Below are 24,889 nucleotides of genomic sequence, written 5' to 3'. Positions count from 1 at the left end.
CCGCACGCCTGAGCATGCGGTCGCGGCCTCCTGAGACTTTCGGTGCGGGTTACAGCTCCTTGATCCGGACGTCGCGGTACGAGATGACGTCGGTGACGCCGTGCACCTGGAGCCCGATGTAACCGGAGGCGAACCGCCGGCCGTCGGTGCCCGGGTCGTCGCCGCGCGGCGGCTCGAAGAGCTGACCGCGGGTGTTGTCGAACTCGTTGATCAGGACACCGTTGCGGTAGATCTCGTAGTGCTGGTCCACCACCTTGATCTCGTAGTCGTTCCAGGTGCCCTTCGGGGTGACCCCGGCGCCGCCGAGGCCCACCCGGTCGAAGCCGTAGACCGAACCGGTCTTGTACATGTCGCCGTCCGGCCGGTCGTTGGCCTGGATCTCATGGCCGTACTTGATGGCGACCCACTCCGGACGCGACTCCTCCGGGTGGTCGTGGACCTTCGGGAAACGGACGAAGACCCCGCCGTTGGCGTTGCCCGAGCCCGGGGCGTCGTCCCGCCACTGGAGCTTCAGCGAGAAGTCCCCGTACGCGCGGTTCGGCAGCCAGAGCATGCCCATGCCGTCCACCGTGGTGGAGCTGGTGATCGAGCCCTCCTCCTCGTTCAGCTCGAACGCGCCGCCGCCCACCTGCTCCCACTTGGCGAGCGAGGCCGCAGTGCCGTCGAAGAGCTTGGTGTAGCCCTCGGACTGGCCCGGCTTGCCGATGCCCGACTGCTTGGCGGCCTGGTTGATCGCCCTGCGCTCGCGCTGGTCGATGACGCCGTCGGCCTTCAGCTTGTCGAGCACCGACGTCACGTGCTTGAGGAACAGCGCGTTGGAGGACCAGTCCTTCTCGTCCTCGATCAGCTCGTTGATCGTGCAGCGGTTACGGGTGATCCGGTTCGGGACGCCCGTGTCGATCGTGCCGACGAAGACGGTGTGCCGCTCGTCGAACTCCGCGCAGTTCGGCGCGGGCACCCCGCCGCCCTGGGCGATGGTGAACGACTTCTTCTTCGCCTCGGAGGTGTTGCCCGCCTTGTCGGTCGCCCGGTGGGCGATGGAGTGGTGGCCGACGCGGTCGACGATCACCGGGGTGGTGTACGCCAGGTACGGTCCGCCGTCGAGGCTGTACTCGACCTTCTCCACCCCCGAGTCGTCGTCGGTCGCAGTGAGCGTGGCCTTGGCGCTGGTGATGAACGCGCCGTCGCTGTTCTTGTCGCCCTCGACCTTTACCGAGGTCTCCGGAGCCGTCTGGTCCTGCGACGGCGGCTCCACCACGGTGAAGTCGACGGACTTCTCGTCCGCGACGTTGCCCGAGCGGTCGGTGGCCCGGTAGCGGACGGTGTGCTCGCCCAGCTCATGGACCATCACCGGTGCGGTGTAGGGCTGCCACTCGCCGTCCGCCCCGAGCGCGTACTCGATGGTGTTGACGCCGGACCCGGTGTCGGACGCGGTCACGGTGACCGTGGCCATGCCCAGGTACGCGCCCGCGTCGTCCTTCTCGCCCGAGACGGTCGCCGAGGTCTCCGGCGGCGTCTCGTCGTCGGTCGGCGGGGCCGCCACCGCGAAGTCGACGGATTTCTCCTCGGCCGCGTTGCCCGCCTTGTCGGTGGCCCGGTAGCGGACCATGTGGTCGCCGACCTCGTTCACCACGACGGGCGCGGTGTACGGCTGCCACTCGCCGTCCGCCCCCAGCGCGTACTCCACGGTGTCGACGCCGGAACCCGCGTCGGTGGCCTCGACGGTCACCGACGCCTGGCCGATGTACGCGCCGTCGCCGTTCTGGTCGCCGTCGACCTTCGCCGAGGTCGCGGGGGCCTCGGTGTCCTCGCCGCCCCCGCCCTCGGTGACGGTCAGGACGCCCTTCATCTCACCGTGGCCGGGGATCGTGCAGTGGTAGAAGTACTTCCCCGGTGTGAGGGTGACCTCGACGCTGTGCTTGCCGCCCTCGGCGTCGCTCGGGTTGGCCAGGATGTTCAGCTGGACGTCCTGGTTGTACTCCGGGTCCGACGTGCTGAACGTCAGCGTGTGCGGCATGCTCGTCGTGTTGCCGGTGGCCGTGCTGTTCTCGAAGACGATCGTCGCCGCGCCGGCCACCGCCGTCTCCGGCGCGGTCAGATAGCGGTCGATCGGGTCGCCCGCGGTCCAGGTCAGCACCTGGTCGGCGGCCTTGGCCCCGGGGCCGTCGCCGCCCTTGCCGTACGCGGCCGTCGAGGTCAGCCCGAGGACCATCAGGAGGGAGGCCAGCAGGGCCACCCAGAAGCTCGGCGGACGATGCCGCCTGCGTGTGAGGTAGGGATGGTGTCTCACTTCGCCGCCGCCTTGTCCACGAGATCCGCGGCGGCCGGCGTCGCGCCGCCGCCCTTGTACGACACGCGCCACAGCGCGGACTTGGAGTCGGAGGTGAAGAAGCCGCGCCCGTAGTCCAGGACGTACAGGGAACCGTCCGGAGCGAACTTCCAGTCCATCAGATTGCGGATACCGTCCGCCCCGACCGGGATGATCTTCTTCAACGACTCGGCGTGCGTGGGCAGTCCGCCCTTGCCGACCGTCTTCGGGTCGGTGAGCACGGCGTGCCGGGGCTGGGTGTCGTCGTAGAAGTCACCGACGAACCACTTGCCGTCCCAGTAGGCCGGCCACTTGGCGGTGGACTCGCTCTGCGCGTCGTAGCGGTAGACCGGGCCGTTCATCGTGGCCTGCCCGCCGCCCTTGAGCCAGGGCAGCAGCTCCTTGCCCTCCTCCGGCTTGTAGCTCGGTACGCCGTTCTCGTCGCGCGGGTAGTCGACCCCGCCGCCCTGCGGCGAGTACCAGATGGTGTTCGGGGTCACCGGCGGCAGCTTGACCAGACCGTCGTTGTTCGGCGACTCGTTCTTCGGGGCGTCGCAGTCGTACCAGCCCAGCGGCTTCGTCGGGTCCGGCAGATTGCGGTCCCGGTAGGGCTGGTTGTTGCCCATGCAGTACGGCCAGCCGTGGTTGCCGGCCTTGGTGATCGCGGCGAACGTGTCGTACTTCGCCGGGCCCCAGGTGGTGGACGGCGAACCCGCGTCGGGGCCGACCCAGCCCGCGTACAGCGTGTCCGTCGACGGGTCGATCGAGATGCGGGCCGGGTTGCGCACGCCCATCACGTAGATCTCGCCGCGCGTCTTGCCGCCGCCCTCGTCCGGCTCCTCGCCGGTGAAGAGGTTGCCGGACGGCAGCGTGTACGTGCCGTCGTCCTCGGGGTGGATCCGCAGGATCTTCCCGTTCAGGTTGTTCGTGTTGCCGGCGGTGCGCCGTGCGTCGGCGAAGGAGACGCCCTTGTAGTTCGGCTGCGGGTTGTTGCCGGAGTAACCGTCGCTGAAACCGGAGGAGTTGTTGTCACCGGTCGCGATGTACAGGTTGTCCTTCGAGTCCCACGCCATGCCGCCGCCCGCGTGGCAGCAGCTGTTGATCTGCACCGGCCAGCCGAGCAGCACCTTCTCCGACGCCAGATCCAGCTTGTTGGTCGCGGAGTCGAAGGTGAAGCGGGACACCTGACGGGTCGCCATGCGCTTGTCGCGGTCGATCTTCGCGTGCGGCGTGTAGTGCAGGTAGACCCAGCCGTTGGAAGCGAAGTCGGGGTCCAGCTCGATGCCGAGCAACCCCTCCTCGTTCTTGACCAGTTCGTCGCCGCCGCCCTTGTTGCCGAAGACGTCCAGCGCACCCGCCAGGGTGACCTTCTTGGTCTCCGGGTCGTAGACGTGGACCTCGCCCTTGCCCTTGCCGATGTTCGGGTCGGCCCAGTCGGTGACGACCGGCTGGGAGCTGTCGGCCCCGCCGCGCCCGATGTAGAAGACCCGGCCGTCCGACGCGGTCACCATGCCGTGCGGCTCGCCGATCTGGTCGTTCTGGCCCGGCTGGTTGGGCTGGGTGACCCGCTCGGCGGCGTAGTTGGAGGTGATCGTCGCCTTGCAGTCGGCCTGCGAGGTCCGGTTCGTCCAGGAGAGCGCCCCGCGCAGGTGGTCCCGGAAGTCGGTCTCCGCGAAGCTGTCCGCCGTACCGCCCATCGCGGTGTAGAAGGACCGGCCGCCGTCGTAGTCGCGGCACCAGGAGACCGGGTGGTCCCAGCCGTTGGCGCTCTCGCCGGGCTTGTACGTCAACTCCCGTACGCGTGCCACGGTGTGGACGTCACCTGACGGGTTCTTCGTCCAGTTCAACCACTTGTCGGGGCGCTTCCACTCCAACGGCAGGCTCTTGGTGGCCGGGTGCACCCGGTCGCCGATCTCGACGGTCGCCCGCTGCACGGACGCCGGGCTGTTCGCCGCCGGGCGGGCCCCGACCAGGCCGGTGAACCAGTCCGAGTACGGCTCGGTGCGCGCCGCGTCATGGACGCCGAGGAAGCCGCCGCCGGCCTCCATGTACGCCTCCAGGCCCGCCTCCTGCTCCGGGTCGAGGACGTCACCCCCGCCGGTCAGGAAGACGACGGCGTGGAAGGAGCCGAGCCGCTTGCCGTTGGTGAAGACCCTCGGGTCGGCGGTGGCCACGGTGGTGAACCGCTGGGCCTCCGGGCCCGACAGCCCGATCTTCTCGATCGCCGCGATCCCGGCGTCCGTGTACGGCGCCTCGTCACCCGCCGAGGCGTGGAAGACCAGCACCTTCACCTGGCTCTTCGCGCCCGGCGGGGACGGCAGCGACAACGTTGTCGCCATCTTCTCGACCAGGGCCCGGTCCGGCGACTGATCCGCGCTGGCCGGGCCGCCGCTGCCCAGCATGGACACGGTCAGTGCGCCGGCCGCCACGGCCGCCGCGAGGCCGCGTCGTGATCTGGACCGGTGATGTGATGCGCGCTGCATGTGGTCACCCACCCCTCTGTGGTCACTGCACCTCTCGGTGACTGTGGCTTGCTCACTCTGCGTCAGAACGCTTCAGTAACTCTTGTTTCACTGCGACAGCGCACGAAGCTAGACCTCTTTTCGCGGTCCGCCAATAGCTACGGCAGCAATCGCACGAACTTTGTCCTGAGTGTGGATAAACGGAGGTGCCCCGGCTACGGTGTGGCCCGTTCCGGGGATCCCGTGAGCGCCGTTCCGTCTCGGCGGTTTCGCCAGTTTCCTTATCGCAGTGGGGAGTTCGACATGGACCGAAGGACCTTCAGCCGGCGGATGCTGGTCGGTGGCGCGGCGGCCGCCGCGACGGGAGTGACATCGTTGTCGCTCGGGGCGGTGGAGGCAAGCTCGGCCGAGAACCCGCCGCGTACGGCCCCGGCCGGCGGTGTCACCCGCCGACTGAAGATGTACGCCGAGAAGTTGCCCAACGGCGAGCTGGGGTACGGCTTCGAGAAGGGCAAGGCCTCGATCCCCGGCCCCCTCATCGAGCTGAACGAGGGCGACACGGTCCACATCGAGTTCGAGAACCTCACCGACGTCGACGCCAGCCTCCATGTGCACGGCGTGGACTACGACATCGCCAACGACGGCACCCGGATGAACAAGAGCCACGTCGAACCCGGCGGCACCCGGACCTACACCTGGCGCACCCACGCCCCGGGCCGCCGCAAGGACGGCACCTACGAGCCGGGCAGCGCGGGCTACTGGCACTACCACGACCACGTCGTCGGCACGGACCACGGCACCGGCGGCATCCGCAAGGGGCTCTACGGCCCGGTCGTGGTCCGCCGCAAGGGCGACATCCTGCCCGACCAGACGTGCACGGTCGTCTTCAACGACATGATGATCAACAACAAGACGGCCCACAACAGCGTCAACTTCGAGGCCACGGTGGGTGACCGGCTCGAATTCGTGATGATCACGCACGGCGAGTACTACCACACCTTCCATATCCACGGTCACCGCTGGGCCGACAACCGCACCGGCATCCTCACCGGCCCCGACGACCCCAGCCGGGTCATCGACAACAAGATCTGCGGCCCCGCCGACTCCTTCGGCCTCCAGATCATCGCGGGCGAACGCGTGGGCGCGGGCGCGTGGATGTACCACTGCCATGTCCAGAGCCACTCCGACATGGGGATGGCGGGACTTCTGCTGATCAAGAAGCCGGACGGCACGATCCCGGGCTACGAACCCCACCACCACACGGCCGGATCCACGGAGAAGGAGGCCGGGAAGAAGTCGGGCGAGAAGACCGGCGACAAGGCCGAGAAGAAGAGCGCGGACAAGGCTGCCGCGCAGGACACCGGGGCGGGCGCGGGGGAGCACCAGCACTGACCCCGGCCCGGCAAGGGGCCCGCGGAGGGGGCGGGCCCGGTCACGGAGTGCCGGTGCCGTCAGACAGGCCCCAGCCGCTGCTGCTCCTCCTCGACGATGCGCCGGGCCAGCTCGGCGTCGGAGACGTCCACCGCGTCCGGGGTCGTCTCCGCGAGGTCGCTGCGCCGGGCGTACGCGTCGAAGAGCCGGTCCTTGCGGGCCAGCAGTTCCACCAACCGCTGGTCGACACTGTCCGTGGCCAGCAGCCGGTGCACCTGGACCGTGCGCACCTGCCCCATCCGGTGGGCGCGGGCGACGGCCTGGTGCTCCAGCGCGGGCTTGATCTGCGGCTCGCAGAGGATGATGACGGAGGCCGCCTGCATGTTCAGGCCCGTGCCGCCCGCCTGGATCTGGCTCAGCAGCACCGCGTGCCCCTCCACCGCGGAGAAGGCGTCGACCAGCTCCTGCCGCCGGGCCGGCGGGACGCTCCCGGAGAGCGGCCCGAAGACGTCAGGGCCCAGAGCCTCGCCGACCGCCGCGAGCACCTCGCGGAAGTAGGAGAAGACCACCACCTTCAGCCCGGTCTCCCGTGCTTCGCCGACCAGTTCGCGCAGTCGCTCCAGCTTGGCGGAGGTCCCGGGCACGGCATAGGCGGCCCGGCGCATCCGCATGAACCGCCCGGAGGCGACCGCCTCGCGGTAGGCGGCCCGGTCCTCGGCCCCGAACTCCTCCCACTCGTCCACCTGGACCAGCGCCGGGAGTTCGGCCAGCACATCCACCTGGTTCCGGCGCAGGTAGGCGGGGGCGACGGCCCGGCGGAAGGCCCGCGAACCGGCCGCGCCGTGCGTCGTGCTCACCGACGGGGTGAGTTCGGGGCGCAGTTGGCGCACCAGACTGCGGAACTCCTCCACCCGGTTCTCCATCGGTGTGCCGGTCAGGAACAGCACCCGCTCCACCTGCTCCGCCCAGCCCGCGACCGCCCGGGACCGGCGGGCGTCGGGGTTCTTCACGAAGTGCGCCTCGTCCACCACCAGCATCCCGGGCCGCACTTGGGCCGCAGCCCCCTCGGGCAGCAGGTGCAGCGCGTCGAAGGTGGTCACCGCCACCCCGCCCGACTCACGCCAGTCCGCGAAGGCCTCCACGCGCTCCGCCCCGTGCACCGGAACGGCACGCAGGGTGGAGCGGGCCCGGATCTCCCGGGTCCAGTTGATCAGGACGCTCGCCGGGCACACCACGAGGAAGTGGGTCTCGCCGTGGGCGTCGAGATGGGCGAGGGCGGCGATGGCCTGGACGGTCTTGCCGAGGCCCATCTCGTCCCCGATGACCACCCGCTTCTGCGCCAGCGCGAACCGTGCCCCGAACGCCTGGTAGCCGCGCAGGGACACCCGTAGACGCGTGTCGTCGAGCCGCAGCGCCCGCACCCGGTCCGCGATCCCGGCGGGCAGGAACCCCTCGGCGGCGTCCCGGTCCGGGCCGCTGCCCGACAGCTCGGCGAGCAGGCTGTAGTACTCGGCGGACCGCAGCTCGAAGTCCACCCAGGCCTCGGCGGCCGGTGCCGGGGAGCGCAGCAGGTCGGCCGACGCCTGCGCGAAGAGCACCGGCAGCTCCCGCTCCACGGCGTCCGCCACCCCTGCCCGCACCGAGTCGAGCGCCTCCCGCGCCCGGGCCCGGGAGTTGCGCCGGGCGAACAGCATCCGCAGCCGGCTCCCGGCCGACGCGGCCGCCGCCACCGGTGGACCGAGCAGTTCGGTCAGGAGCCGGGCCGCGTCCACCGCCCGCCGTGCGTCCGGCCCCGCCTCGACGAGCCGGTGCAGGGCGATCACCAGCGCGGTGGACGTGTCGTCCGGGGCGTCCACGTCGATCCGCACCGAGACGGTGTCGCGCACCGCGCGGGCGATCTGCCCGGCGGCAGCCAACGCCTGGTCGGCGGTGTGCGCGCCGACCCCGGGGATCTGCCGCAGCGCGTAGCGGTCCGTCCCGTGGATCTGCCCGACCGTGCCGAACCCGGCCTGCTCCAGCGCCCCGAGCCGCAGCCGCCCCTCCGTGACGTCCTTGAGCCGGGAGACGGGGATGTGCGCCAACTCCCGGCCCACCAGGGAGTCGAGGAGCGGATCGAGCACGGAACGTACGGCGGCCACGGCGTTCGCCCGGTCCGCCGGCACGGCACGGGCGCTCTCCAGCAGCCGCTCCGCCCGGGCGAGCAGCTCCCGGGCCGCGCCGCCGGTGGGCACCGGGCTCCCGGTGTCCCCGCGCGCGAGTGTTCCGCCGGCCGTGCCGCCCGCCGCCCTGCTCCACTTCATGTACGTGTACGTCCTTCTCTTCCCGAGGGGGTGTCTCTCCCACCCCGGGGCCCCGCTCCTTCGGCCTCCGCGCCATCGTGCCACGCCCCACCGACACCCCCGGCCCTCTCTCGCCGACCGCCGCGCGACGCGCCGGTCCAACGCTTCGCCCCGGCGGGCCCGTGCTGCCTACCCTGGCCGCACGGCGGACGCGATCACCGGCCGGTGTCCGCGGCCCCGGTCGGACCCGTGCGGACTGCGGTTGTCAGTGCCCGGTGCAAGACTCGGAACGGAAGGAATCACCCCGCAGCACACGACGAGCAGGACCACTCGGATCGACTGAGGAGCACGCCATGATCAGCCCCACCTTCCTCGACGGAGCGCCCAACTGGGTCGATCTCGGCACCCCCGATCTCGACGGGGCCACCGCCTTCTACCGGGAGCTGTTCGGATGGGACCTGATCCCCGGCGGCCCCGAGGTCGGGGGGTACGGGATGCTCACCCTGGACGGCCGGTACGTCGGCGGTGTGATGACGGTGTCCGAGGAGGAATCGCCGAGCGCCTGGTCGGTCTCCTTCCAGTCGCCCGACGTCGCCGCCACAGCCCGGGCGGTCACCGAGGCGGGCGGCAGCGCCGCGTTCGAGCCGATGGACGTCCTGGACTTCGGCTCCATGGGCGGCTTCACGGACCCGGCCGGCGCGTACTTCGGAGTGTGGCAGCCCAAGGAGCACCCCGGCTTCGGCGTGATCCAGGAGCCGAACGCGTTCCTCTGGGCCGAGCTGTACACCCCCGACGTCCCGGCGGCCGCCGCGTTCTTCACCAGCGTCTTCGGCTGGGGTACCGATGAGATGAAGGTGGAGGGCTCCGACTACACGTACACGACGGCCCACCCGGCCGGCGTGGGACCGGACGCGTCCTTCGGCGGCCTGGTCCGGATGGGCGACGTTCCGTCCGAGGCCGCACGCGGCCCCCACTGGCTGCCGTATTTCGCGGTCGCCGACGTCGACGCCACGGTGGCCGAGGCGAAGCGGCTCGGCGGCACGGAGATCCTGGCCGCCGTGGAGGTGCCCGGCGTCGGCAAAATGGCCAACGTCGCCGATCCGTACGGGGCGGTCTTCGCGGTCATGAAGCCCGAGCCGAGGCAGTAGCGGCGGGGCGGCGACCGCCGGATTGATCCATCGTTGATCAGTTGTTTATCGCCACCGTGCACCGTGGGCTCCATGCTGATCAACACCGTGACCGACGACGCACTCGCCTGGCAGGAGACCGCGTTGTGCGCCCAGGCCGGGCCCGAGTTCTTCTTCCCGGCCCCGGGCAGTTCGACCCGCGAGGCCAAGCAACTGTGCAACGCCTGCGAAGGGCGGCTGGCCTGCCTGGAGTACGCCCTCGCCAACGACGAGCGGTTCGGCGTCTGGGGCGGGCTCTCGGAGAAGGAGCGCGAGCGGCTGCGCAGAGAAGGACGCGACCGGGGCTGACCGCGCCAGCTCGCACCGGGGCACGCACCCACGCACCGTAAACCCCTGGGGTGTTCGGGGCGAGCCCGGCACAATCGGGCCATGACCGACGCATCACCGCTCGCCCTCGCCGCCGCCCTCCTCGACGCGCTCGAACCGCTGCCCCACACGGAGCGCATGGGCGAACTGGCTGTGCGGGCACGCCGGCTGGCCGCCCAGGGAGCGTTGCGCGCCGTCCTCGACGAACTGGAGGACGGCGACCCGTACGAGCGCCGGACCGCGGTGATCGCCGCCGCGGTCGGCCGGGACGCCGAGTGGATCGGCGCGCGTCTCGCCGACGAGGACGCCGTCGTGCGCGGACACGCCCTGCGCGCGGCCCGGACACTGGAGGTGCCGGACACGGCGTACGAGAGGGCCTTCGCCGACGCGCCCGCCGCCGTGCGCCGCCGCCTCGTGCGGGCGATCATCGCCGACCGCCGGACCGCGCTCGCCGACCGGCTGATCATCGCGGCACGCGACACGTACGGCGACATCGAGGCGGCCCGCCTGCTGCCCGGCTGCTCGACCACGACGGTCGCGGCCCTGCTGCCGGAACTGCGGCGCTCGACCGACTGCTGGTCCTCGCTCGGCCACCACCACCCCGGACCGCTCCTGGACTCGGCCGAGGAGGAGCTGGCGGCCCTCCCCGCGGCGGCCAGGAACGCCTGGTGGCAGGACGACGGGCACCCCCGAGGCATCGCCGCCGCCGCCCCCGCCCTTCCGCACCGGGTGCTCGACCTCCTCGAACGGTTCGGTCCCACCCGCCTCCCGGCCGCCCTGCACGGTCCCCTCGGATGTCTCGTCGCCGCCGACCCGGTCCGGGTCGCCCGCCTCGCCATCAGTCCGGACGTCTGCACGCGCCTGCACCGCGCGCTCGGTGAGACCCAGTTGCGCCGCCTCGTCCGCGCCCTGCCCGACGCGCACCTCGTCGAACTGGGCCGCAGCGAGCCGGACCTGCTGCCCCGGCTCCTGTGCGCCCTGCCGCCCGCCCGCCGCGCCGCACTCCACGAGGCGGTCACCGAGGGCCGGGGCGAGGGAGCCTCGGGGACCACCGTCGACACCGGGGTGCTGGACGCGCTGCCCCGTGACCGGGTCGCAGCCGTCGCCCGGCGTTCGGCGGCGCGGGCCCGTGACCGGGGGGCCGAAGCGGCGGTCCTCCTCGCCACCTCCTACCTCCCCTTCGACGAAGGGCGCGAACAGCTCCTGGCCGCCACCCGCGGGCCCGCGGCCGACGACCGCGCCACGGCCTGGTCGCTGCTCGTCGGGAGCGCGGGCCGCTCCGGCGATCCGGCCTGTGTCGCCACCGTGCTGGAGGACCTGCTGCGCCTGCGCAACGAACAGGACCCCGTCCGCTCCGCCGCTCTCGCCGCCCTGGCCCGGGTGAAACCCGCCCTCTTCACCGACGCGGAGGAGCCCCTGCTCGACCGCGTCGCCGCCGACGCCGTGGAGGCCCGCGACTCGTCCCCCGCCACCCGCTCCGCCCTCGGTTCGCTGGCCGTCGGCGTGCTGCGCGAGCACGCGGTGACCGGCCAGCGCGACCTGCTCAACTGGGCGCTGCGCACACTGGTCCGCATCACCGGCAGCAGCGGCAGCGCCGACTTCGGCCGCCTGGACCGGACCCTGCGCCGAGGGCAGGAGCACACGGTCTTCGACGCGCTGCGGCCCTGGCTGGAAGCAGGCACGGAACGCTCCGACTACGGACTCGTCCTGGCGCTCGCCCGCGCCGTCGGCCGTCGCGCCGACGCCATGCCCGGCCTCCAGGAGCTGCTGTGGCAGGCCGTGAACTACGGCGAGCCCGCGGCCGCCCGCAGCGCCGCGGCCCTCTGGCTCCGCGCCCCGGACGGCCGCGACGATCGGGCCGAGCGGCTGCTCGCCCGGCACCCGTCCGCCATCGCGCTCCCGGAGGTCCGGCGCGTCGTGACGGGCCGGCGGACGGACCTGCTGGCGGCGTACCTCGACGGGCCGCCGCCCCGGGGCCGGTTCCTCGCGCCCGGCAGGCCCTGGACCGTGGAGGTGGCCGGGGCCGCGTGCTGGACGCCCCGCCAGCAGCGCGCCGCACAGCGCGCGGTGGAACGCACGGTGGCGGACGAGAAGCTGCCGCTGTACCTGCGCACCGGCGCCCTGGGGCAGCTCGCCCGTATACCCCGGCGGGGCGCGGACGCCGTCCGGCCCTGGACCGACGACCAGGACGTGGTGATCGCCGAAGCCGCGCTCGCCGCCCTCGCGTACGTCGACCGGCCCGCCGACACCCTGCCCGACCTGCTCGCCCGCGCCGGTGAGGACCGGGCGCGGGTCGCGGTGTACGCGGCCGGCCGGGCCGCCGCGTACGCCCGGCCCTCCCGGCTGGCCCCGCTGCTCGCCGCCCGTACGGCTCCCGGCACCGGCAAGGTGACGAGCCGCAAGGAGATGGTCCGCCTCGCCGCCGACCTGCTGCCCCGCACAGAGGCGGCCGCCCTTCTCGCCGACGCGTACGGGCAGCCGGACCAGCACCTCGATGTGCGGGCCGCCTGTGTGGCCGCCGGGACGCCGCTGCTCGGCGACGTACGCATGTGGGAGGTGACGAAGGACGCGGCGGGCGGCGAACGCACGTTGCGGGTGGCGGTGTTGCGGGCCCACCCGACGGAGTTGGACCCGGCCCTGCGGCCGCGCTACGCCCGGATGGTCCAGGACGTGTGCCGCACCGACGACGACACCCTGGCCGCCCTCGCCCACGCCACGCTGGTCCGCTGGCTGCCCTGGGCCCCGCACGCGGCGGCGGTCCTGGTCGACGCGGTCACCGACCTGGACCGGCGGGGACGGTGGCGCTCGGCCGCCGACGCCCTCGTGGACGCCGCGCTGACCACGCCGGCGACGGCCGGCTCCCTGAACCGCGCCCTGTCCCTGCTGGCCACGGGGGAGACGGCGGACGACGCGGGGGCGGAGCGGGACCGGCCCGCCCGCCGCCGGATCGGCCATCTGGCCAGAACGCTGTCGCTGCGCTCCGGGCCGAACAACCGGCAGGCCGCAGGGGTGCTCGCCGAGGCCGGCCGGACCCTGGCCACCCACCGCGACCTCATGCCGGACGCCGTCGCCCTGCTCGCGCGCTCACTGGACCTGGCAGCGGACCCCGACCCGCTCCACTCCGAACTGGTCGCGCTGGCGGCCCTGCACACCGGCCGCCCGGCGCTCGCCGCCAGGACCGCGCAGACCGTCGGCCGGCGGGTGGTCGGGTACCGGGGAGCGGAGATCGGCGACCCGGACGCCCTACTGCTCGTCGTCGCCCGGCTGGCGGCCACGGGGGATCCTGCCGAGGGCCTGCTCGCCGCCGAACTGACCGTGGCGTGCGGCCTGCGCACCGGGTGGACCGGACCGTGGCGCACCCAGTTGCGGATGCTCCGCCAGCACCCTTCGGCCGACGTACGCGACGTGGCGTACGCCGAGGCCACCGCCGAGGAGTGAGGCCCCCGGGCCCGGACCGGAGCGCCAGGTCAGGGGCAGGGAACGGAAGGAAGGAAAGGGAAGGGAAGGGTCAGGCGCGGCCGCGCGCCGCCATCCGGGCCTTGCGTGCGGCGAGCCTCTCGTCGAACTTCGACGCCTCGCTGTCAAGCCCGCCCATGTACAGACCGAGCTCCTCCTGCGCCTTCGCACCCTCGGGGCCGAGCCCGTCGATGTCCATGACCTTCAGGAAGCGCAGCACCGGCTGGATCACGTCGTCGTGGTGGATGCGCATGTTGTAGATCTCGCCGATCGCCATCTGCGCGGCGGCCCGCTCGAAGCCGGGCATGCCGTGTCCGGGCATCCGGAAGTCGACGACGACGTCGCGCACGGCCTGCATGGTCAGGTCCGGGGCCAGCTCGAAGGCGGCGCCCAGGAGGTTGCGGTAGAAGACCATGTGGAGGTTCTCGTCGGTCGCGATCCGGGCCAGCATCCGGTCGCAGACCGGGTCGCCGGACTGGTGGCCGGTGTTGCGGTGCGAGACGCGGGTGGCCAGCTCCTGGAAGGCGACGTACGCGACGGAGTGCAGCATCGAGTGCCGGTTGTCCGACTCGAAGCCTTCCGCCATGTGCGCCATGCGGAACTGCTCCAGCTTGTCCGGGTCGACGGCGCGCGAGGTGAGCAGGTAGTCGCGCATCACGATGCCGTGGCGGCCCTCCTCGGCGGTCCAGCGGTGCACCCAGGTGCCCCAGGCGCCGTCGCGGCCGAAGAGGGAGGCGATCTCGTGGTGGTAACTGGGGAGGTTGTCCTCGGTGAGGAGGTTCACCACGAGAGCGATCTTGCCGATGTCGGTGACCTTGGACTGGTCCGCCGTCCACGCCTCGCCGTCCTCGAAGATGCCGGGGAAGTTCCGGCCGTCGGAGAAGGGGACGTACTCGTGCGGCATCCAGTCCTTGGCAACCTTGAGATGGCGGTTGAGTTCCTTTTCCACCACCTCTTCCAGCGCGTACAGCAGTTGGGCGTCGGTCCACGCCTTCGAGCTGCCGAGGTGGGGAGAGGTGATCGTCACGGGGAGCTCCTGGGGACGGGAGAAGTACCTACGGCTTCGTAGGTTACGTGACCGTAGGTTAAGGCGACCGTAAGGTCAAAGCCAAGCCCGTCCCCGGCAGGGACGGGCTACGCAGAGTCATAGGCCCAGGTGAGCAGGTGCGTGAGAGGCGCCCCGGAGCCTTCCGCAGGCCCCTCCTCACCGCCCCGGATTCGGTGATTCCACCCCCGGATCCCGGCGCAGATACCGGCCCGTGACGGACGTCGGATGCGCGAGCAGATCGGTGGGCGTCCCCTCGAACACCAGCTCCCCGCCGCGCTTGCCGCCGTCCGGGCCGAGGTCGATCACCCAGTCCGCCCGCTTGACCACCTCCAGGTTGTGCTCCACACAGATCACGGTGTTCCCGGCGTCGACCAGCCGGTCCAGCAGATCCACCAGCGGGCCCGTGTCCGCCAGGTGCAGCCCGGTCGTCGGCTCGTCCAGCACGTACACGCTGGAGGTGCGGTGCAGCTGGGTGGCGAGCTTGATCCGCTGACGCTCACCGCCCGACAGCGTGGAGAGCGGCTGCCCCAGAGTGAGGTAGGTGAGGCCGACCGCGTCGAGGGTCCGCAGCTTCCGCAGCAGCGCCGGATCCTCGAACAGTTCGGCCGCCCGCGCCGCCGTCATCGCCAGGACGTCCACGATCGACCGGCCGCCGACCCGGTGCTTCAGCACGTCGTCGTGGAACCGCCGGCCCTCGCACTCCGGGCAGGTCGTGGTGACCGGATCCATGAACGCCAGGTCCGTCGTGATCTCGCCGCGCCCCGAGCAACCCTTGCAGGCCCCCGCGGAGTTGAAGCTGAACAGCCCCGCGTCCACGCCGTTCTCCCGGGCGAACACCTTGCGGATGGCGTCCAGCGCCCCGATGTACGAGGCGGGGGTGGAACGCGACGAGGCGTTGATCGCGCTCTGGTCGATCACCACCGCCTCCGGGTACGCCGCCGTGAACACCCGCGACACCAGGGTCGACTTACCGGATCCCGCCACCCCCGTCACCGCGGTCAGCACCCCCGCCGGGAACGACACGTCCAGACCCTTGAGGTTGTGCAGATCCGCCCCGCGCACCGGCAGTCGACCGGTGGGGGAGCGGACCGTCCCCTTCACCGGGGTGCGGCGGCGCAGCGACCGGCCGGTGAGCGTATCGGCCTCGCGCAGCCGATCGAACGGCCCCTCGAAGACGATGTGGCCACCGTCGAAACCGGCCCGCGGTCCCATGTCGACGACATGGTCGGCGACGGCCATCACGTCCGGGTCGTGCTCGACGACCAGCACCGTGTTGCCCTTGTCGCGCAGCCGCACCAGCAGATCGCCCAGCCGGCCCACGTCGCGCGGATGCAGGCCGACACTGGGCTCGTCGAAGACGAACGTCAGCCCGGTGAGTGAACTGCCCAGGTGCCGAACCATCTTGAGCCGCTGGCCCTCGCCCCCCGACAGGGTCGTGGTCTCCCGGTCCAGGCTCAGATAGCCGAGCCCGATGCCGACGAGCCGCTCCAGCCGCTCCCGGGCGGCCGCGGCGATGGGCCCGCCCACCGGATCGTCGATCCGCTCCAGTACGCCGACGAGTTCGGCGACCTCCATCCGCGCGTAGTCGGCGGGCGTCAGCCCGTCGATCCGGGTGGCGAGCGCCGCCGCGTTGAGCCGCGCCCCGTCGCAGGACCCGCAGACCCGCTCCACGGTGAACCGGTCGGACGCCTCACGCCGCTTCTCGGACAGCGAGGTGGTGTCACGCTTGAGGTACAGGCGCTCGAAGCGGGTCACGACCCCCTCGAACTTCATGTCCGCCGAGGCACTCCGCATGTCGACGCGGACGGAGAACCCGGAGCCGTACAGCAGGAGCCGGCGCTCCTCCTCGCCGAACTCGGCCAGCGGCAGGTCGTTGTCGAACCGCCCCGACTTCCCGTACAGATTCCACTCCCAACTGCCCACCGACAGACCGGGCAACAGCAGCGCCCCCTCGTTCAGCGACTTCGACCAGTCGAGCGCCCGGTCGAGATCAAGGTGGACCGTGCGCCCCACCCCGTCGCACTCCGGGCACATCCCGGCGGGGTCGTTGAACGAGTACGCGTTCGCCCCGCCCGCGCTCGGGGCCCCGCACCGGGAGAACAGCACCCGGATCACCGACCAGATGTCGGTCGCCGTGCCCACCGTGGAGCGGACGTTGCCGCCCAGCGGCCTCTGGTCGATCACGATGGCCACCGACAGGTCCTCGACGGACTCCACGTGCGGCCGCTCGTACTTCGGCAGCCGGTTGCGGAGGAACGAGGTGAAGGTCTCGTTCAGCTGCCGCTGCGACTCCACGGCGATCGTGTCGAAGACGACCGACGACTTGCCGGAACCGGAGACCCCGGTGAAGACGGTGATCCGGCCCTTGGGTATCCGGAGGGAGACATCGCGAAGATTGTTCTCGCGCGCGCCGGTGATGACGATGTCGCGGTGCGCGGAGCCGGGAGAGGCCGGTGCCGCGTCGCGCTCGGGGAAGCGATTCATGGTCGTGACGCTAGGCGGAATACCAGACAGCTTCTGTCGCCTTTTCGTGGGCGATCCGCATGAGCGGTGACGACATGAGCGGTGACGAGATACGCCGTGACGAGATACGCCGTGACGACATTCGTACAAGACCGAAGGCCGTCGGCCCCGCCATTCTCGCGTACATGCGTATCCACGACAGCACGTACGTGCAGGGAATGCACGTGGTCCACGAAGGCCCGCGTGAGGCGCCGCCGTTTCTGCTCATCCACGGATCGGGCGCCTCGGGCAGCTCCTGGGGCCCGGTGGTGCCGGCCCTGGCCGCCCGGCACCACGTCGTCCGGGTCGACCTCCCGGGCCACGGCCACTCACCGCCCGCTGCGTCGTACGAGGTGCCGGAGCAGGCGGCCCGCCTGGCCGTGGCGCTCGACGAACTCGGCCTGGGCCCGGTCACGGTGGCCGGGCACTCCAGCGGCGGGTACGTCGCCACCGCCCTCGCCGAACACCGCCCGGATCTGGTGGAATCCCTCGCACTGATCAGCAGCGGCCCCGGCCCCGACGCGCTCCTGCCGCAGCCCGCCCTCCTTCGGGCCCTCATCGCCCCGCCGCTCGGTCCGCTGCTGTGGCGAGTGCGTTCCGACGCGATGCTCCGCCGGGGGGTGACCGCGGTGTGCAACCGCCCGGTGGACGTCCCGGACGACCTCGTCGCCGAGGCGCGGGGCATCGGCTACCGCACCTTCCGGACGGTGCTGCGCCGCAACGCCGCGTACATCGCCGGACGGAGCGTCCCCGAGCGCCTGAGCGTGCTCGACGTCCCCGTACTGGTGATCTTCGGCGCCGCCGATCCCCGGTGGAGACCGTCCTCGGCGCACCTCTACGACACGGTGGCGAGGTCGCGGGTCGAGATGCTGCCCGACGTCGGACACTTCCCGCCGCTCGAAGCGCCGCAGGAGACCGCCGAGTTGCTGCTGCGCTTCACGGCGACGGGACGTTGACCCGTACTCTGGTGCGGTGAAGCCGACCGAGCCGCCACTCGACTGGTCGTCGGTGGAAGTCGCCGTGCCCCGGGAGCCGAGCCGCCTCCCGGGGGTCGCCATGGCCGGGTTCCGCCAACTCGCCCCGCTCCAGGTGGACATCGCCATGGTCGCGCACCCCTCGGTGACCCTCTTCGTGGACCTGAGCGAGGGGGACGGTCTGGTCCGCGACGCCCACGGCCGGCGTGAACGCGGCAGTACGGTCGTGGGGTTGGCCTCGGGCGCCCCGCGGTTCGGCGGCAGTGCGGACGGGAAGGTCGAGTGCCTGCAGATCCGGTTGTCGCCGGTCCTGGCGGCCGCGGTGCTCGGCGCCTCGACCGACCTCAGCGGAACGGTCGTCCCCCTGGAGGACGTCTGGGGCCGCGACTCCGCGCGGATCGAGGAAATGCTGCGGGCGGCCCCGTCGTGGGAGGAGCGGTTCACGATCGCGGCGGGCGCCTTCGCCCGGCGGCTGGACGCCCGGCCCTCACCCGATCCGGAGGTGGCTGCCGCCTGGCGTCTGATGGTCAGCAGCAGGGGGCGGATGGGAGTCGACAGCCTCGCGGACACGGTGGGGTGGAGCCGCAAACGCCTGTGGTCCCGCTTCCGGTCCCAGATCGGCGTCGCCCCCAAGCACGCCGCCCGGCTGGTGCGCTTCGACTACGCCGCCCACCTCCTCGCGGCGGGCACCGCGGCCGCCCGGGTGGCGGCCGCCAGCGGGTACGCCGATCAGGCCCATCTCCACCGCGAGGTCAGGGCCTTCACCGGAGCGACCCCCACCGCCGTGGCCGCCGCGCCGTGGCTCGCCATCGACGGCCTCGCGTGGCCGACCCCGCCGCCCGCCCTGACCCTGCCGACGCCTCCGATCCGTCGGGTTCCGGCGAGGTGCCCCGAGCCCCGATGAGAGACACGGCCGGACGGGCTCGCGCCCGATGAGCTCCGGAAGGCCGGCCCAACCGCCTCCCGGCCGCGGCCGCCGCGCCCCGGAGCCCTCCCTCAGCGGCCTTCCCGGAGCCCCCCTCAGCGGCCCTCGCGCACCGCCTCCGCCGTCGTGTCCCGCAGCTCGCCGTCGAGCCGGAGCCACCGGGTGATCCCGATCGACTCCAGGAACGGCACGTCGTGGCTCGCCACGATCAACGCCCCCTGGTACGCCTCCAGCGCCTCGGTCAGCCGCCGTACGCTCGCCAGATCGAGGCTGTTCGTCGGCTCGTCGAGCAGCAGCAGCCGGGGCGGCGGGTCGGCCAGCAGCAGCATCGCCAGCGTCGCCCGGAACCTCTCCCCGCCCGACAGCGTTCCCGCCGGGCGGTCCGCCGCGGCCCCCTTGAACAGGAAGCGGGCCAGCCGGGCCCGGACCGCGTTGTCCGTACGGTCGGGGGCCGACCGCGCCACGTTCCGCGCCACCGACGACGCGTCGTCCAGCACGTCCAGCCGCTGCGGCAGGTACCCCGTCGCGACCAGGGGGCTCGCCTCGCCGGAGAGGGGTGAGAGCTCACCGGCGATCGTCCGGAGCAGCGCCGTCTTGCCCGCCCCGTTACGCCCGGTCAGCGCGATCCGCTCCGGCCCCCGCACCATCAACTCGCCGCGCAGCGGCGGCCCGTACGGCGGCACCGGGTCGCGCAGCAGCAGCACCTCGGTGCCCGGGTGGACCCGGGTTTCCGGCAGCTCGACGCGGATCTCCTCGTCCTCCCGCACCGCCGACTCCGCCTCGTCCAGGCGTTCCCTGGCCGCGGCCAGCCGCTCGGTGTGCAGGATGCGGTACTTGCCGGCCGACACCTGGGCCTCGCGCTTGCGCTGCCCCATGATGACCTTGGGCTCCCGCTTGGTGTCCCACTTCTTCTGCCCGTACCGCGTGCGCCGAGCCAACGTCACCTGCGCGGCGGACAGTTCACGCTTCTGCCGCTGTACGTCCGACTCGGCGGCCCGGACCATGCGCTGCGCCGCCTCCTGCTCGACGGCGAGCGCCTCCTCGTACGCCGACAGGTTCCCGCCGTACCAGGTGACCGCACCCTCGCGCAGATCCGCGATCCGGTCCACCCGCTCCAGCAGCTCCCGGTCGTGGCTGACGACGAGCAGCGCCCCCGTCCAGGCGTCGACCGCGTCGTACAGCCGCCGACGGGCGTACGCGTCCAGGTTGTTCGTCGGCTCGTCGAGCAGCAGCACCCCGGGCCGGTCCAGCAGCAGCGCGGCCAGCCGCAGCAGGACGCACTCGCCACCGGACATCTCCCCGATGGTGCGGTCGAGCCCGATGTGCCCGAGGCCGAGCCCGTCCAGGGTGGCCAGGGACCTCTCCTCGATGTCCCAGTCGTCGCCGATCACCGTGAAGTGCTCGGCCCGGACGTCGCCCGACTCGACCGCTTCGAGCGCCGCGCGCCGGTCCGCGATCCCCAGCACCTCGTCGACCCGCAGCGAGGTGTCCAGGACCAGGGTCTGGGGCAGATGACCGATTTCGCCACGGGAGGTGATCATCCCGGACCGCGGGGCGAGTTCACCGGCGATCAGCCGCAACAGGGTGGACTTGCCGCAGCCGTTGAGGCCGATCAGACCGGTGCGGCCGGGGCCCACGGTCAGGTCGAAGTCGGTGAAGACCTCGCCGCCGTCGGGCCAGGAGAAGGAGAGGGAGGTACAGCTGATATGGGTGTCGGTGGCAGGCATGCGAAAACTCCCGTTGTACGTCGGGAACGACAAGGACGGCCGGCGGAAACTGAGATCGCACACGGGCGCTCCGGGCCACGACAGGGCGCGGCGGGCGCTGCACGGTGTGCACAGGACCTCAGATCAGCAACGTCCTACTCCGATCGACGACAACAGGGACATGCACGAAGGTAGGGCCGGGGCGCGGGCCCGGCAACCGGATTTACGGCCGAGGGGTCAGCGGGAACCGCCGAGCAGGTCGGTCAGGCCCCGGTCCAGGTCCAGATACCGGTGCTCGTCGCCCACCGGGACCAGCTCCTGCGCCCGCTGGAGGAAGCGCCGTAGCTCCTCGGTGCGCACATGGACCATGGCGATGCCCTCGGGGGCGTGGAACTCCAGCACGGTCCGCTCGTACCCGAACGGCCGTACGCGTACGTCGCCCTGGCCTGCGGGGGAGTCCACCCCGGTGGTCAGCAGCTCGCGGGAGAACTCCCAGGAGACCTCGGTGCCTTCCAGGGTCGCCGGGGCCGGAAACGCCATGCGTACGGCGAAGGGGTACTGGCGGTCGTAACTCAAGGTGGCGGGCAGGGTCTCCATCCGCGGTGCGGACGCGACCATGCGAGCCTGCACGGACTGCTCGATAACGCTGGACAAGACCTGCTCCCTCTCGCGGCTGGGTGAAGGGTTCCCGGCACTGGAGTAGACGACGGAACTCCTCGTTTCGTGCACCGGCGCGCGGCGTGAGCTGCGTCACCGGCCTCGGCCGACCCCTTCCTGATCTCCGAGCACCCCCGCTCTCCTGCCCGTTCGGCGGCGACGCACCCTGGACGGGCCTGGGCCCGTGGGCTAGCTTCCAGCGCCATGAAGGCCATGGGGAAGACGAGACGGCTGATGGCACTCGTGACCGGAGGGGCGGCCCTGGCGGCCGCACTGGTCGCACCGGGCGCACACGCGACGGAGGGCACGGAGGCCAAGAAGGCCTCCCAGGAGGCCGCCGTCCGCGGGCTCCTGCCCGGCTGGAAGCTCACCGACACCGGCACCGAAGCCCGCTTCCGGGGTCTCGCGGCGGTCAGCCGCACCACCGCCTGGGTCGCCGGGTCGAAGGGCACGGTCCTGCGCACCTCGGACGGCGGCCGCACCTGGCGGGACGTGTCACCGCCGGGCGCCGCCGAGCTGGAACTGAGGGACATCGAGGCGTTCGACGGCCGCAGGGCCGTCGCCCTGGCCATCGGCGAGGGCGAGGCCTCCCGGGTCCTGCGCACGGAGGACGGCGGAGCGACCTGGACGGAGTCCTTCCGCAACACCGATCCGCGCGCCTTCTTCAACTGTCTGACGTTCTTCGACAGTCGGCACGGGCTCGCGGCGGGCGACCCGGTCGACGGGAAGTTCCGGGTCCTGTCGACGGCGGACGGCGGCCGTTCCTGGCGGGTTCTGCCCGATGCCGGGATGCCCGCCGCCCTGCCCGGCGAGGCGGGGTTCGCGGCGAGCGGCCAGTGCCTGGTCAGCTCCGGCGCCAAGGACGTCTGGCTGACCACCGGGGGAGCGGAGAGAGCCCGGGTCCTGCACTCCCGGGACCGGGGGCTGACCTGGACGGCGAGCGCGTCGACCCTCCCGGCGGGCGACCCGGCCCGAGGGGTCTTCGCGGTCGCCTTCCGGGACCGGGGACACGGCATCGCCGTCGGCGGCGACTACCGCCCCGACCAGGCCTCCCCGCAGGCGGCCGCCGCCACCGGGGACGGCGGCCGGAGCTGGCGGCAGTCCGCCACCCCGCCGCCCGCCTACCGCTCCGGCGTCGCCTGGCTCCCGTACAGCCGGTCCGCCGCCCTGGCCGTCGGCCCGACCGGCACCGACCTCACTCTGGACGGCGGGCGCACCTGGCGGACGGTCGACACCGGCTCGTACGACACCGTCGACTGCACGCTTGACCTCGGCTGCTGGGCGGCGGGCGAGAAGGGACGGGTGGCCCGCCTGGGGTTCTAGAGTGCGGCCCTACGAGGCGTCCAGCACCTCGCGCAGCCGTGCCGCGAACTCGTCGGGCTTCCCGGGATAGCCGAACTCCCCGTCGAGGAAGCCGCCGTGGTGGCTCGGGAAGACGGTCGCCCGCTGCCCGAGCAGTTCGGCGGCCGCGTCGGACGTCCGCCCGGTCTGCACGGTCCGGGACTCCTCGCCCACGGCGATCACCACGCGGGTGGGGGCCGCGGCGATGGCGTCGACGTCCGGCCGGTGGTCGCTGACCGCCCAGGACCGGTCGGACAGCAGCGGGTCGTCGCGGGAACCGTCGTCCTCGGTGGGCATCCCGAACGCGGTGGGATCGGGTACGGGCTGGGCGAAGTAGGCGTCGGTGAACTCGCCCTCCCACGAGGTCATGGCCACGAACGCGGCCATCCCGGCGCCCCACCCGCGCTTCTCGTACGCGTCCCGGATCCCGGCCCGGGCGCGGACGGCCGCCGGGCCGTCCGGGGTGATGGTGATGAGCGGCGGCTCGTGCGCGACGAGAGTGGTCACATCCCCGGGGTGGCGGGCCACGAGGGCGAGAGCGGTGACTGCCCCGCCGCTGCTGGCGAACATCTCGACCGGCCCGGCCCCCAGCGCCTCGACGACGGCGTGCACGTCGTCGGCCTGGGTCTCGGGCGTGTGGTCGACCCGCCCGTCCTGACGGGTGGAGCGGCCGAGCCCGCGCGGGTCGTAGGTGACGACGGTCCGCTCGGGGAAGCGGGCCGCCAGCGCGACGAACCCGGTGGCGTCCATGGGCTGCCCGATCATGAACAACGGCGGGCGGCCGTCGGCGGGCGGGAGCGGCCCGCGGACGTCGTACACGAGGTCGGCGCCGGCTGTGGTCAGTGTGTAGGTCTCCATACCCGTACAGACCGGCCCCGCCACGAAAACTCATCGGCGGCGGGGCGCCCTTCCGCTACGGCAACCGCTGCTGGTACGGGGCGAGTCCGGGCGCCGTCTTGGTCGCGATGAACTCGGTGATCCGGTACGCGCACACACCGTGCGCGGCGAACGGGTCGGCCGCCGCGATCTTCTCGATCGCCGCCCGGTCCTCCCCGACGGCCAGGATCACGCCGCCGTCCCGGGGGTTCTTGCGGCCCGAGGCGATGAAGACGCCCGCCGCGTAACTCTCGTCGAGCCAGGCGATGTGCTCCGCCATCAGCGCGTCGACGCGCTCGACCGGGGCCGTGTAGGTCAATTCGAGTACGAACATGATCGTCAGGCTACGGGATCCCGGCCGCCGCGAGGATGGCCTCCATGGCCGAGGGCGGGCCCCTCCGCCGCGGCTCCGGTGGTCTCCGTTTCGTGGAGGAGTTCGAGCAACCGGCCCCCCGGCAGCCGGCCATCCCGGGCCACGACGCCCTGACCGCGGGCGACGGGTCATGACTCAGCCGCTCGACCAACTCCGCCGGGGGGCGGATGCGGTCCTCCGGCCCGACGTGCCAGTCGATCGCCGCCCGCCGCGCCTCGCTCAACTCCCCGCCCTGTTCCACTGGAGGAGCGGGCCCGCGACCGGCGCACCCGGCCCGACCTGCGGACCTCGCAGCGCACCGGGCACGGGCGCGGGTCCGTCAGCGCATAAGCTTCCGGACATGACGACCTCTCCCACCCCCGCCCACGAGACCCCCGCCGACGAAGCCGAGGGCCGGGCGATCCAGGACCGGCTGCGCGGCCGGGTGATCCTGGACGAGACGGGCCCCGAGCCCGGGACGGGGCTGGTCACCGGGGTGGACGTGGCCTACGACGACGAGAAGGACACCGTCGTCGCGGCGGCCGTCGTGCTGGACGCCGCGACGCTGGAGACGGTCGACGAGGCCACCGCCGTCGGCAGGATCACCTTCCCGTACGTCCCCGGGCTGCTGGCCTTCCGGGAGATCCCGACAGTGCTGGAGGCCCTGGAGGAGCTGAGCGTCGACCCCGGCCTCGTGGTCTGCGACGGCTACGGTCTGGCGCACCCGCGCCGCTTCGGACTCGCCAGCCACCTTGGCGTGCTCACCGGGCTGCCGGTGATCGGCGTCGGCAAGAACCCGTTCACGTTCACCTACGAGGCCCCCGGCCCCCTGCGCGGGGACTCCTCCCCGCTGCTGGACGGCGAGGAGGAGGTCGGGCGGGCGCTGCGCACCCGGGAGAACACCAGCCCGGTGTTCGTCTCGGTCGGCCACCGCATCAGCCTCGACAACGCCTGCGCCCACACACTCCGCCTGGCCGGCCGCTACCGCCAGCCGGAGAGCACCCGCCGGGCGGACGCCCTGTGCCGGCGGACCCTGCGGGAGGCGACCGCCTGACGAAGGCGCCCGAAGAAGCGGTACGGGGTGGCGATAGCGTGCGTCGTCATGAGACGCGTGTGGCGGCTGCCGGTCCTGTTCCTGC

The 24,889-nt window shown here is 72.3% G+C and carries 17 protein-coding genes; 8 read left to right on the top strand and 9 right to left on the bottom strand.

Translation table 11 applies throughout. From position 1 onward, the window contains the following. Positions 1 to 49: 49 nt before the first annotated feature. Complete coding sequence (locus ACFWM7_RS18150; RefSeq protein ID WP_383261724.1) at positions 50 to 2,290, bottom strand: OmpL47-type beta-barrel domain-containing protein; 2,241 nt, start codon at positions 2,288 to 2,290, stop codon at positions 50 to 52. After that, positions 2,287 to 4,791, bottom strand: coding sequence for a ThuA domain-containing protein (locus ACFWM7_RS18145; protein ID WP_383261722.1), 2,505 nt, complete (start codon positions 4,789 to 4,791; stop codon positions 2,287 to 2,289). Before ACFWM7_RS18145 ends, ACFWM7_RS18150 begins: the two co-directional genes overlap by 4 nt. A 282-nt stretch (positions 4,792 to 5,073) precedes the next feature. On the opposite strand from ACFWM7_RS18145, the gene ACFWM7_RS18140 reads away from it, so the two are divergent. After that, the gene (locus ACFWM7_RS18140; RefSeq protein ID WP_383261719.1) at positions 5,074 to 6,162 is read left to right on the top strand and encodes a multicopper oxidase domain-containing protein; all 1,089 of its coding nucleotides are present in this window, start codon (positions 5,074 to 5,076) and stop codon (positions 6,160 to 6,162) included. Between the two features lie 59 nt (positions 6,163 to 6,221). Here the strand turns inward: ACFWM7_RS18140 and ACFWM7_RS18135 are convergent, their stop codons facing one another. Next, entirely contained in the window at positions 6,222 to 8,441 is a 2,220-nt protein-coding gene (locus tag ACFWM7_RS18135) for a DEAD/DEAH box helicase (RefSeq protein ID WP_383261716.1), read from the bottom strand. Positions 8,442 to 8,773: 332 nt separating this feature from the next. Between ACFWM7_RS18135 and ACFWM7_RS18130 the strand changes: the two genes are divergently transcribed. The 3 genes from ACFWM7_RS18130 to ACFWM7_RS18120 all read left to right on the top strand — a co-directional run bounded on the left by ACFWM7_RS18130 (position 8,774) and on the right by ACFWM7_RS18120 (position 13,351). After that, positions 8,774 to 9,568: a VOC family protein gene (locus ACFWM7_RS18130; RefSeq protein WP_383261712.1), complete on the top strand. Its 795-nt coding sequence runs from the start codon at positions 8,774 to 8,776 to the stop codon at positions 9,566 to 9,568. A gap of 72 nt (positions 9,569 to 9,640) precedes the next feature. Beyond that, positions 9,641 to 9,895: a WhiB family transcriptional regulator gene (locus ACFWM7_RS18125; protein WP_006128884.1), complete on the top strand. Its 255-nt coding sequence runs from the start codon at positions 9,641 to 9,643 to the stop codon at positions 9,893 to 9,895. Between the two features lie 81 nt (positions 9,896 to 9,976). Beyond that, positions 9,977 to 13,351: a hypothetical protein gene (locus ACFWM7_RS18120; RefSeq protein WP_383261707.1), complete on the top strand. Its 3,375-nt coding sequence runs from the start codon at positions 9,977 to 9,979 to the stop codon at positions 13,349 to 13,351. A 70-nt stretch (positions 13,352 to 13,421) separates the two neighbouring features. Here ACFWM7_RS18120 and ACFWM7_RS18115 read toward each other — a convergent pair whose 3' ends face one another. After that, positions 13,422 to 14,396 (bottom strand): acyl-ACP desaturase, encoded by a 975-nt coding sequence (locus ACFWM7_RS18115; RefSeq protein ID WP_383261704.1) that lies wholly within the window; start codon positions 14,394 to 14,396, stop codon positions 13,422 to 13,424. Between the two features lie 177 nt (positions 14,397 to 14,573). Then, entirely contained in the window at positions 14,574 to 16,901 is a 2,328-nt protein-coding gene (locus ACFWM7_RS18110) for an ATP-binding cassette domain-containing protein (RefSeq protein WP_383261701.1), read from the bottom strand. A 164-nt stretch (positions 16,902 to 17,065) separates the two neighbouring features. Here ACFWM7_RS18110 and ACFWM7_RS18105 point away from each other — a divergent pair, with 164 nt between their 5' ends. Then, complete coding sequence (locus ACFWM7_RS18105; protein WP_383261727.1) at positions 17,066 to 17,875, top strand: alpha/beta fold hydrolase; 810 nt, start codon at positions 17,066 to 17,068, stop codon at positions 17,873 to 17,875. Between the two features lie 16 nt (positions 17,876 to 17,891). Continuing rightward, complete coding sequence (locus ACFWM7_RS18100; protein ID WP_383261699.1) at positions 17,892 to 18,797, top strand: helix-turn-helix domain-containing protein; 906 nt, start codon at positions 17,892 to 17,894, stop codon at positions 18,795 to 18,797. 116 nt (positions 18,798 to 18,913) lie between these two features. On the opposite strand, the gene ACFWM7_RS18095 is transcribed toward ACFWM7_RS18100, so the two are convergent. Together ACFWM7_RS18095 and ACFWM7_RS18090 are read right to left on the bottom strand one after the other, a co-directional pair. Beyond that, positions 18,914 to 20,545: an ABC-F family ATP-binding cassette domain-containing protein gene (locus ACFWM7_RS18095; RefSeq protein ID WP_383261696.1), complete on the bottom strand. Its 1,632-nt coding sequence runs from the start codon at positions 20,543 to 20,545 to the stop codon at positions 18,914 to 18,916. Positions 20,546 to 20,761: 216 nt separating this feature from the next. Continuing rightward, positions 20,762 to 21,178 carry an SsgA family sporulation/cell division regulator gene (locus ACFWM7_RS18090; RefSeq protein ID WP_205083973.1) on the bottom strand — a complete coding sequence of 139 codons (417 nt, stop codon included), beginning with the start codon at positions 21,176 to 21,178 and terminating at the stop codon, positions 20,762 to 20,764. A 237-nt stretch (positions 21,179 to 21,415) separates the two neighbouring features. Here ACFWM7_RS18090 and ACFWM7_RS18085 point away from each other — a divergent pair, with 237 nt between their 5' ends. Next, positions 21,416 to 22,504 carry a WD40/YVTN/BNR-like repeat-containing protein gene (locus ACFWM7_RS18085; protein WP_383261693.1) on the top strand — a complete coding sequence of 363 codons (1,089 nt, stop codon included), beginning with the start codon at positions 21,416 to 21,418 and terminating at the stop codon, positions 22,502 to 22,504. A gap of 9 nt (positions 22,505 to 22,513) precedes the next feature. Here the strand turns inward: ACFWM7_RS18085 and ACFWM7_RS18080 are convergent, their stop codons facing one another. Together ACFWM7_RS18080 and ACFWM7_RS18075 are read right to left on the bottom strand one after the other, a co-directional pair. Then, positions 22,514 to 23,380: an alpha/beta fold hydrolase gene (locus ACFWM7_RS18080; protein WP_383261690.1), complete on the bottom strand. Its 867-nt coding sequence runs from the start codon at positions 23,378 to 23,380 to the stop codon at positions 22,514 to 22,516. Positions 23,381 to 23,435: 55 nt separating this feature from the next. Beyond that, positions 23,436 to 23,732 (bottom strand): YciI family protein, encoded by a 297-nt coding sequence (locus tag ACFWM7_RS18075; RefSeq protein WP_383261687.1) that lies wholly within the window; start codon positions 23,730 to 23,732, stop codon positions 23,436 to 23,438. A 379-nt stretch (positions 23,733 to 24,111) separates the two neighbouring features. On the opposite strand from ACFWM7_RS18075, the gene ACFWM7_RS18070 reads away from it, so the two are divergent. Next, positions 24,112 to 24,804 carry an endonuclease V gene (locus ACFWM7_RS18070; RefSeq protein ID WP_383261683.1) on the top strand — a complete coding sequence of 231 codons (693 nt, stop codon included), beginning with the start codon at positions 24,112 to 24,114 and terminating at the stop codon, positions 24,802 to 24,804. The last annotated feature ends 85 nt before the right edge of the window (positions 24,805 to 24,889 follow it).

The organism is Streptomyces sp. NPDC058375 (assembly GCF_042723425.1).
GTDB classification, from domain to species: domain Bacteria; phylum Actinomycetota; class Actinomycetes; order Streptomycetales; family Streptomycetaceae; genus Streptomyces; species Streptomyces durocortorensis.
Note: the sequence above shows the minus strand (reverse complement) of the source record. Positions and strands in the feature narration are given on the sequence as shown.

Coding starts and splice junctions, on each gene's coding strand:
- ACFWM7_RS18145 (WP_383261722.1), bottom strand. CDS start 4,791: ATGCAGCGCGCATCACATCACCGGTCCAGATCACGACGCGGCCTCGCG.
- ACFWM7_RS18140 (WP_383261719.1), top strand. CDS start 5,074: ATGGACCGAAGGACCTTCAGCCGGCGGATGCTGGTCGGTGGCGCGGCG.
- ACFWM7_RS18135 (WP_383261716.1), bottom strand. CDS start 8,441: ATGAAGTGGAGCAGGGCGGCGGGCGGCACGGCCGGCGGAACACTCGCG.
- ACFWM7_RS18130 (WP_383261712.1), top strand. CDS start 8,774: ATGATCAGCCCCACCTTCCTCGACGGAGCGCCCAACTGGGTCGATCTC.
- ACFWM7_RS18125 (WP_006128884.1), top strand. CDS start 9,641: ATGCTGATCAACACCGTGACCGACGACGCACTCGCCTGGCAGGAGACC.
- ACFWM7_RS18120 (WP_383261707.1), top strand. CDS start 9,977: ATGACCGACGCATCACCGCTCGCCCTCGCCGCCGCCCTCCTCGACGCG.
- ACFWM7_RS18110 (WP_383261701.1), bottom strand. CDS start 16,901: ATGAATCGCTTCCCCGAGCGCGACGCGGCACCGGCCTCTCCCGGCTCC.
- ACFWM7_RS18105 (WP_383261727.1), top strand. CDS start 17,066: ATGCGTATCCACGACAGCACGTACGTGCAGGGAATGCACGTGGTCCAC.
- ACFWM7_RS18095 (WP_383261696.1), bottom strand. CDS start 20,545: ATGCCTGCCACCGACACCCATATCAGCTGTACCTCCCTCTCCTTCTCC.
- ACFWM7_RS18085 (WP_383261693.1), top strand. CDS start 21,416: ATGGCACTCGTGACCGGAGGGGCGGCCCTGGCGGCCGCACTGGTCGCA.
- ACFWM7_RS18080 (WP_383261690.1), bottom strand. CDS start 23,380: ATGGAGACCTACACACTGACCACAGCCGGCGCCGACCTCGTGTACGAC.
- ACFWM7_RS18075 (WP_383261687.1), bottom strand. CDS start 23,732: ATGTTCGTACTCGAATTGACCTACACGGCCCCGGTCGAGCGCGTCGAC.
- ACFWM7_RS18070 (WP_383261683.1), top strand. CDS start 24,112: ATGACGACCTCTCCCACCCCCGCCCACGAGACCCCCGCCGACGAAGCC.